The organism is Sphingomonas sp. CCH9-E2 (genome assembly GCF_001557215.1).
Classification (GTDB): domain Bacteria; phylum Pseudomonadota; class Alphaproteobacteria; order Sphingomonadales; family Sphingomonadaceae; genus Sphingomonas.
In genome coordinates this window covers 1-8,368 of sequence record NZ_LSJM01000088.1, presented here as the reverse complement: position 1 = coordinate 8,368, position 8,368 = coordinate 1, and the positions used below count along the sequence as shown (strand labels likewise).

Sequence of the window (8,368 nt, the reverse complement as noted above, 5' to 3'; positions counted from 1 at the left end):
GCGGTCACCACCCGCCCCGCCAATCGCGACACCGCGCTGCGCCCGCATCCGCCCTATCGCCTGCTGCGCAACGTCATGGCCAAGTCGCCGGTGCGGATCGGCCCCGCCGCCGCGCAGGGCCATATCCGCTACCGCTTCGGCTTCATCGACGGCATCGCGTTCGCCCCGCCCGTAACGGGCGAGCAGCGGGTCAGCGCCGGTGCGACCGGCGTGACGCTCGATATCTGTATCCGCTGCGGCCCCGGCCTGCCCAGCGATCCGGGAACCCTTGCCGGTGCCCGCCGCGCCACCGCCTGGCTGCAGCATGACCATCCGCGCGTCCTGGCGCTCGCCCGCCCGGTGATCCGCCGCCAGCTATCGCCTGCGCGCACGATGGAGGAACTGGCGGTCCGCGCCCGGACGGTGATGCAGCGCATCGACTTTACCGGCCATCGCAGCGCCGCCGATGCGCTCGCCTCGGGCAGTGGTGATTGCACCGAAGATGCAGTGGTGCTTGCGGCACTCGGACGCGCGGCGGGCATCCCCACCCGCGTCGCCAGCGGCCTCGTCTATTCGCGCGAACGCTATCACGGGGTCAGCAACGTGTTCATGCCGCACAGCTGGACGCTGGCTTATGTCGACGGCGCCTGGCGAAGCTTCGACATGTCGCTGGACGGGTTCGATGCCACGCATATCGCTCTCACCATCGGCGATGGCGATGCGCGCTCGATCGCGGCGGCGGGACAGCTCGCCAGCCTGCTCGACTGGCAATCGCTGGCGGAGGTCAGGACGCGGGCTTCACCGTGACCGGCTGCGGCGCGTCGTCATAGACCACCGGCAGTTCGGGCAACGTCGCATCGGCCGGATCCTCGACCATCGCCACCGCCTTGGGATCCTTGATCCCACCGACGATGATCATGTCATAATCCTCGTCCGGGGTCGCAACCTCGATCGGCGTCGGGGCGACATCCTGCGCTGCCGCCGGCAGCCCGACCACCGCCGCTGCCAGCGCCGCAGCGGCCAGCGCCGGCCGCACCGGCAGCGTGTAGCGCACGCACACCTCGGTCTCGCATCCCTTCAGGAACGCCACGCGCTCGCCATCGCTCCAGCCGGACAGGTCGAACACCTCGCGCTTGCACATGCGACAGAAATCGCCGTCCATGATCGCGGCCAGATCGGCCTTGTAGGGACAGGGGCTGTCGATCTTCGGGAACTTGGCCATGGCATGCGCTCCGGTCGTTTCCGCGAGCCTAACCCATTTCGCGCCGCGAGTCAGGCGCGATCTCAATGGCATTTCGATATTTCAACTATTATCAAAATAACGCTTGCACCCTGCGCGTCGATTCGATATTTCCACAAATATGGAAATCAAGGACGACATTGCTGCCGTTGCCGCCCTGTCCGCACTGGCGCAGGAACATCGCCTCGCGCTGTTCCGCCTGCTGGTTCAGGCCGGTCCGGACGGCCTGCCCGCAGGTATCATCGCCGAAAAGCTGGGCGTCCCCGCGTCGTCGCTGTCCTTCCATCTCGCCCATCTCAACCGCGCGGGTCTGGTCAGCCAGACCCGTCAGGGACGGTCGCTGATCTATGCCGCCGACTATACCGCGATGAACGGCCTGCTCGGCTATCTCATGGAAAATTGCTGCGGCGGCGCGGGATGCGCGGCCCCGGCAGAACAGCCCGAAAGGAAATCCGCATGAAGCGCATGCATGTCCATGTCGGCGTGACCGACCTCGATCGCTCGATCGCCTTCTATTCCACCCTGTTCGGCGCGGAGCCCAGTGTGACCAAGCCGGACTATGCCAAGTGGATGCTGGAGGATCCGCGCGTCAATTTCGCGATCTCGGCGGGCAACCACGCCGCCACGGGAATCGAGCATCTCGGCATCCAGGTCGAGGATGGCGACGAGCTGGTCGAGGTCTATGGCCGCCTGCGCGCCGCCGACCGCCCCGTGCTGGAGGAAGGCGCGACCACCTGTTGCTACGCCAAGAGCGAAAAGAGCTGGATCGCCGATCCCGATGGCGTGGTGTGGGAAGCGTTCCTCACCGAGGGCGAAGCGACGGTGTACGGCGACTCCCCTGCCCTGTCGGCGCTGTCGGACAATGCCCGCCCCGATGCATGCTGCGCGCCGCAAATCGCGCCACCCGTGCCCGGCCCCAAAACCGCCTGCTGCTGAGGACCGCGCGATGGCACCGGTCGATATCGTCATCTACCACAATCCCGATTGCGGCACGTCGCGCAACACGCTGGCGATGATCCGCAATGCCGGGATCGAGCCGCATGTGGTGGAGTATCTGAAGACCCCACCCAGCCGCGCGCTGCTGGTCGATCTGCTCGCCCGCGCCGGTGCGACCCCGCGCGAGTGGCTGCGGGAGAAGGGCACGCCCTATGCCGAACTCGGCCTCGACGACGCGGCGCTGTCCGATGACGCACTGCTCGACGCGATGATGGCGCACCCGGTGCTGATCAACCGCCCGGTGGTCGTCTCCCCGCTGGGCGTCGCGCTGTGCCGCCCGTCCGAAGCGGTGCTCGACCTGCTCCCCACCGCCCAGCGCGGCGCCTTCGCCAAGGAAGATGGCGAACAGGTCGTCGACGCCGCCGGCAACCGACTCTCCTGACAGGATCATCATGCAACCGCAAACCTCCCCGCTCGGCCTGTTCGAGCGCTGGCTTTCGCTCTGGGTCGCGCTCGCGATCCTCGCCGGTCTCGCCCTCGGCCTGATCGCGCCCGGCGTCACCACGCTGCTGGCGGGGCTGGAAGTTGCCTCGGTCAACCTGGTCGTCGCGGTGCTGGTGTGGGCGATGATCTATCCGATGATGGTCGGGGTCGATTTCGCCAGCATCCGCGATGTCGGGCGCAAGCCCAAGGGACTGGTGATCACTTTGGTCGTGAACTGGCTGATCAAGCCCTTCACCATGGCCGCGCTCGCAATCCTGTTCTTCGACTTTATCTATGCCGGTCTGATCCCCCGCGACCTGGGCCAGCAATATATCGCCGGGCTGATCCTGCTCGGTGCGGCCCCCTGCACCGCGATGGTGTTCGTCTGGGCGCAGATGACGAAGGGCGACCCGGCCTATACGCTGGTGCAGGTGTCGGTGAACGACCTTGTCATGATTGTCGCCTTCGCCCCGATCGTCGCGCTGCTGCTGGGCGTCACCGATATCGTCGTGCCTTGGCAGACGCTGCTGCTGTCGGTCGCGCTCTATGTCGTGGTCCCGCTGGTGGCCGGAGCCATCACCCGCAGCCGCGTGGTCGCCACGCATGGCGGAGATGCCAGCGCGGTCGATACCTTCACTGCGCGGCTCAAGCCCTGGTCGATCATCGGCCTGCTCGCCACCGTGGTGCTGCTGTTCGCGTTCCAGGCGGAAACGATCGTCGCCAACCCGCTGCTGATCGCGCTGATCGCGGTGCCGATCCTGATCCAGTCCTATGCGATCTTCGCCATCGCCTATGCCGCGGCCAAGGCGTGGCGCGTGCCGCACAACATCGCCGCCCCGTGCGCGCTGATCGGCACGTCGAACTTCTTCGAACTGGCAGTCGCCGTCGCGATCGGCCTGTTCGGCCTGTCGAGCGGCGCGGCGCTCGCCACCGTGGTCGGCGTGCTGGTCGAGGTGCCGGTGATGCTCAGCCTCGTCGCCTTCGCCAACCGCACGCGCGGCAGCTTTCCGTGAGTTAGCGCGGAGCTTGGTTCCAGAGCCGATCCGTCCAGTACCTGACCAAGCGTGCTGCCGATCCTCTGGATCGAGATCTGCAGATTCAAGGTCGCACAGTTGAAGGCGGTATCGTTGGTCGGGAAACTGTAAGCGACCAAGCTGTTGTGATCTCACCCAAGAAAACCGCGCGATACTCTCGCAGTTCCGCGCGAACGGCGATGTCCGAAGTGGGAAACGACTGCAACCGCACCAACACGCCGCGCTGCGCCTCTCTGAAGAGGCTGCGCGCTTCGGCACCAGGCTTTCCAGCCAACACCAACGTCTCTCCTAGCAAACCAATCGCCGAGATGCGCAAGGGCGAATTGGGCGGGCGGGCGGCCAAGATGGACACGGCTTTGCGGTATCGGTGTTCGGCGGAGTCCAGTCGCCGTTGGCTGCGTGCGACTGATGCAAGATTGATATAGCCTGTCGCAATGCTTGAGTGCGTCGCGGGCAGCGCCGATTCCCAGATGTCCAGCGCCAAGTTGAACATCGTCTCCGCCTGATCGTATCGACCCGCGTTGCTCAGCGCGTCGCCCAGATTGTTGTAGCCGGTGGCGAGCGTCGGGTGTGTCGCTGGCAAAATTTCCTGCCAGATTTTCACTGCATTAACATGCAGTGCGATTGCCGATTCCGCGTCACCGATCCGCATCATCGTCACGCCCAAGTTGCTGAAGGCTATGGCCGTATCCGGATGGTTCTTCGGCAGCGCTTCGGTGCGTATCTTCAACACGTCCAGTTGGATCGGCCAGGCCAGGTCGTAACGCCGCTGGGAGGCGAGAACGTCCGCCAGATTGGCTAACGTCACCGCGACTAACAGGTGACGCGGTGGCAGGGTTCTGGTTCGGATCTCTAGGACCTTGCGATAGAGCGCCTCCGCTTCCTCGAAACGCATCTGACGCGACAGATTATAGGCGAGGTTGTTGTAGGCAACGATCAGACCCGGCAGCGTCGGGTCTTTGGCCAGCTCGAAAATCGCTATGGCCTGCCGTGCCTCCGCTTCGCCCTCGCGATAGCGCTCTTGCTCGGTCAGATTGGCGGCCAAGCTGGAGCGGGTAGAGGCAATGTCGCCCAGCGGGGGCGGGTTCAAACTTGACCGAAACGCGATGGCCTTCCGATACCACGTCTCCGCCTCGCTATCGCGGCCATTCTCATCGATGGCGACCGCGAGATTGTTATAAGCGAAGCCCCGATCCGGATCGTCCGCCGGCAAGAACTTTTCGGCAATTACAACGGCCTTGCGGGCGACGATTTCGCTTGCCTTGGCTTGGCCGGCACGTCGCGCCGCTCCCGCCGCTGCAAGCAGCAGATCAAGGCATTCGTCCGCCGTTGAGGCCGTGGCTTCGCAGCGCTCGATCTCGGGTGCTATCAGCTCCCATGCGCGCACATCATCGGCCTTGGCGCGGGCCAGTTCGAACGCTTCGCGGACGCGCCAGCGTTCCGCCAGCGCGGGAGCCACAGTCCAGACCAGCGCAAGGACGACTGCGGCGACACGGAACACGACCATGGTCCAAGAGACTATGCCGACTCGCGCGAGTGCGCCAGCGACATCAGTCCAGGTTCGGCCGCAGATACCGCTCCGCCAGCTCGACGCTGATCCCGCGCCGCGCGGCATAATCCTCCAGCTGGTCGCGCCCGACGCGCGCCACGCCGAAATACTCGCTCTGCGGGTGGCCGAAGTAAAAGCCGCTGACCGCCGCCGTCGGCAGCATCGCAAAGCTCTCGGTCAGGCTGATGCCGGTCGCCTTGTGCGCGTCAAGCATCTCGAACAGCACCGGCTTCAGGCTGTGCTCGGGGCAGGCGGGATAGCCGGGTGCCGGGCGAATGCCGCGATATTGCTCCTTGATCAGCGCCTCGTTGGTCAGCTGCTCGCCCTCGGCATAGCCCCACAGGGCCGTGCGCACGAAATGGTGCAGCCGCTCGGCGAACGCCTCGGCCAGACGGTCGGCCAGTGCCTTGAGCAGGATGTCCGAATAATCGTCGATCGCCGCCTTGAACCGCGCCAGATGCGGCTCGATCCCGTGGATCGACACCGCGAACCCGCCGATCCAGTCGCCCGAAGGATCGATGAAGTCGGCCAGGCACATATTCGCCCGACCTTCGCGCTTGGCGATCTGCTGGCGCAGCATCGGCAGCGTATAATGTTTCTCGTCCTCGACATGGACGATGATGTCGTCACCCTTGCGACGGCACGGCCACAGCCCCGCCACGCCGCGCGCGGTGAGCCAGCGTTCGTCGATGATCTTGTCGAGCATCTTCTGCGCGTCGTTGAACAGGCTGGTCGCGCTCTCGCCGACCACCTCGTCCTCCAGGATCGCGGGGTAATTGCCCGCCAGCTCCCACGCGCGGAAGAACGGCGTCCAGTCGATATATTGGCGCAGGTCCTTCAGGTCCCAGTCGGGGAATGTGTGGACGCCGGGCATGCGCGGCTTGCCGGGCTTCAGGCTGAAATCCGCCTCGAACGCATTGGCGCGTGCATCCTCCAGGCTGCGCAGCTCACTCTGCCCCTTGCCCGCGCGCGCCTGCCGCACCGCTTCATATTCGTCCGCGACCTTCGCGACATAATCGTCGCGGATCGTGTCGGAGACGAGCGTCGTGGCCACACCCACCGCGCGGCTGGCGTCGAGCACATGCACCACCGGCCCGTCATAGGCCGGCGCGATCTTGAGCGCGGTATGCACCTTCGACGTCGTCGCGCCGCCGATCAGCAGCGGCATGGTCATGCCTGAACGCTTCATCTCCTCGGCCACCGTCACCATCTCGTCGAGCGAGGGGGTGATCAGGCCCGACAGGCCGATCATGTCGGCGTCATTCTCGTTCGCCGCCTGCAGGATCGTTGACCACGGGACCATCACGCCCAGGTCCACCACCTCGAACCCGTTGCACTGCAGGACGACGCCGACGATGTTCTTGCCGATGTCATGCACGTCGCCCTTGACCGTCGCCATGATGACCTTGCCCTTGCCCTTCGCCCCCGGCTCCTTCGACGCCTCGATATAGGGGAGGAGGTGCGCGACCGCCTTCTTCATCACGCGCGCGCTCTTCACCACCTGCGGCAGGAACATCTTGCCCGACCCGAAGAGGTCGCCGACGACGTTCATCCCGTCCATCAGCGGGCCTTCGATCACCTCGATCGGCTTGGCGGCCTTCTGGCGGCACTCCTCGGTATCCTCGACGACATATTGGTCGATGCCCTTGACCAGCGCATGCTCCAGCCGCTTCTCGACCGCCCAGCCGCGCCACTCCGCCGCCTGCTTCTCCGCCACCGCATCGGTGCCACGGAACTTCTCGGCCAGCGCGACCAGCCGGTCGCCCGCCTCGGAATCGCGGTTGAGGATCACATCCTCGCACGCCGTGCGCAACTCGAGATCGATCGTGTCATAGACGTCGAGCTGACCGGCATTGACGATCGCCATGTCGAGGCCGGCGGGGATCGCGTGGTACAGGAACACGCTGTGCATCGCGCGGCGCACCGGCTCGTTGCCGCGGAACGAGAAGCTGAGGTTCGACAGACCGCCCGAGAAATGGACATGCGGGCAGCGCGCCTTGATCTCCTTCACCGCCTCGATGAAGTCGACGCCGTAATTATTATGCTCCTCGATGCCGGTCGCGACCGCGAAGACGTTGGCGTCGAAGATGATGTCCTCGGGCGGGAAGCCGATCGCCATCAGCTCCTTGTAGGCGCGCTCGCAAATCTCGACCTTGCGCTCCTTGGTATCGGCCTGGCCGACCTCGTCGAACGCCATCACCACGACCGCCGCGCCATAGGCCATGCACTTGCGCGCATGCTCCAGGAATTGCGGCACGCCCTCCTTCATGCTGATCGAATTGACGATCGGCTTGCCCGAAACGCACTTCAGCCCCGCTTCGATCACGTCCCATTTGGAGCTGTCGATCATCACCGGCACGCGCGCGATGTCCGGTTCTGCAGCAATCAGCTTGAGGAAGGTCGTCATCGCCTCATGCGCGTCGAGCAGGCCTTCGTCCATGTTGACGTCGATCACCTGCGCGCCATTCTCGACCTGCTGCCGCGCGACCTCGACCGCAGCAGTATAGTCGCCGGCCATGATCAGCTTCTTGAACTTGGCAGATCCGGTGACGTTGGTGCGCTCGCCGATATTGACGAAGGCGGTGGAGGTGGTGGTCGAGGTCATTTCAGTCTTTCGTCGCCCCGGCGAAGGCCGGGGCCGCTAGATTGGGTGCAGAAACATGGCAGCCCCGGCCTGCGCCGGGGCGACGGTCAAGCCGCCATCACGAACGGCTCCAGCCCCGCAAGCTGGGTCCGCACCGGCGGCGTCGGGATCGCGCGCGGCGGCAAGTCCTTCACCGCATCGGCAATCGCCTTGATATGCGCCGGGGTCGATCCGCAGCAGCCGCCCAGGATGTTGACCTGGCCCTGATCGGCCCAATCCTTGACCAGCCCCGCCGTGGTGTGCGGCGCCTCGTCATAGGCGCCCAGTTCGTTGGGCAGGCCCGCGTTCGGGTACACCATGATCAGCGTGTCGCAGAGCTTGGACAGCGTCGCGACATGCGGGCGCAGCTGCTCCGCGCCGAACGAGCAGTTGAGCCCGATCGTCACCGGCTTGGCGTGGCGGATCGCGGCCCAGAACGCTTCGACCGTATGGCCCGATAGGTTGCGGCCCGACAGGTCGGTCAGCGTCATCGACATCATGATCGGCAGGTCGCGGCCCAGCGC

The 8,368-nt window shown here is 65.4% G+C and carries 9 protein-coding genes; 5 read left to right on the top strand and 4 right to left on the bottom strand.

The window, feature by feature from the left end; translation table 11 throughout:
* On the top strand, positions 1-786 hold a 786-nt coding region (locus AX681_RS04820; protein WP_197424234.1), incomplete at its 5' end, for a transglutaminase-like domain-containing protein.
* Here AX681_RS04820 and AX681_RS04815 read toward each other — a convergent pair.
* On the bottom strand, positions 764-1,201 hold the full coding sequence (locus AX681_RS04815; protein ID WP_066659657.1) for a hypothetical protein: 438 nt from the start codon (positions 1,199-1,201) through the stop codon (positions 764-766). The two genes, AX681_RS04820 and AX681_RS04815, sit on opposite strands and share 23 nt — an antisense overlap.
* Before the next feature lie 139 nt (positions 1,202-1,340).
* Here AX681_RS04815 and AX681_RS04810 point away from each other — a divergent pair, with 139 nt between their 5' ends.
* The 4 genes from AX681_RS04810 to arsB are packed head-to-tail and all read left to right on the top strand — an operon-like array spanning position 1,341 to position 3,651.
* Positions 1,341-1,679, top strand: coding sequence for an ArsR/SmtB family transcription factor (locus AX681_RS04810; protein WP_066659659.1), 339 nt, complete (start codon positions 1,341-1,343; stop codon positions 1,677-1,679).
* A complete protein-coding gene (locus AX681_RS04805; RefSeq protein ID WP_066659661.1) occupies positions 1,676-2,155 on the top strand; it encodes an ArsI/CadI family heavy metal resistance metalloenzyme in 480 nt (159 codons plus the stop codon). The genes AX681_RS04810 and AX681_RS04805 overlap by 4 nt, the downstream gene beginning before the upstream one ends.
* Positions 2,156-2,165: 10 nt before the next feature.
* Entirely contained in the window at positions 2,166-2,597 is a 432-nt protein-coding gene (gene arsC, locus AX681_RS04800) for an arsenate reductase (glutaredoxin) (RefSeq protein WP_066659663.1), read from the top strand.
* 10 nt (positions 2,598-2,607) lie between these two features.
* Positions 2,608-3,651: an ACR3 family arsenite efflux transporter gene (gene arsB, locus AX681_RS04795; RefSeq protein ID WP_066659665.1), complete on the top strand. Its 1,044-nt coding sequence runs from the start codon at positions 2,608-2,610 to the stop codon at positions 3,649-3,651.
* An 85-nt stretch (positions 3,652-3,736) separates the two neighbouring features.
* On the opposite strand, the gene AX681_RS04790 is transcribed toward arsB, so the two are convergent.
* The 3 genes from AX681_RS04790 to AX681_RS04780 all read right to left on the bottom strand — a co-directional run.
* The gene (locus tag AX681_RS04790) at positions 3,737-5,173 is read right to left on the bottom strand and encodes a tetratricopeptide repeat protein (protein WP_197421899.1); all 1,437 of its coding nucleotides are present in this window, start codon (positions 5,171-5,173) and stop codon (positions 3,737-3,739) included.
* 49 nt (positions 5,174-5,222) lie between these two features.
* Entirely contained in the window at positions 5,223-7,826 is a 2,604-nt protein-coding gene (metH, locus tag AX681_RS04785; RefSeq protein ID WP_066659670.1) for a methionine synthase, read from the bottom strand.
* An 86-nt stretch (positions 7,827-7,912) separates the two neighbouring features.
* On the bottom strand, positions 7,913-8,368 hold a 456-nt coding region (locus tag AX681_RS04780; RefSeq protein ID WP_197424233.1), incomplete at its 5' end, for a homocysteine S-methyltransferase family protein.

What these genes read in the sequence shown, in the direction of transcription:
- AX681_RS04815 (WP_066659657.1), bottom strand. Translation starts at nt 1,201, where the DNA reads ATGGCCAAGTTCCCGAAGATCGACAGCCCCTGTCCCTACAAGGCCGAT.
- AX681_RS04810 (WP_066659659.1), top strand. Translation starts at nt 1,341, where the DNA reads ATGGAAATCAAGGACGACATTGCTGCCGTTGCCGCCCTGTCCGCACTG.
- AX681_RS04805 (WP_066659661.1), top strand. Translation starts at nt 1,676, where the DNA reads ATGAAGCGCATGCATGTCCATGTCGGCGTGACCGACCTCGATCGCTCG.
- arsC (WP_066659663.1), top strand. Translation starts at nt 2,166, where the DNA reads ATGGCACCGGTCGATATCGTCATCTACCACAATCCCGATTGCGGCACG.
- arsB (WP_066659665.1), top strand. Translation starts at nt 2,608, where the DNA reads ATGCAACCGCAAACCTCCCCGCTCGGCCTGTTCGAGCGCTGGCTTTCG.
- metH (WP_066659670.1), bottom strand. Translation starts at nt 7,826, where the DNA reads ATGACCTCGACCACCACCTCCACCGCCTTCGTCAATATCGGCGAGCGC.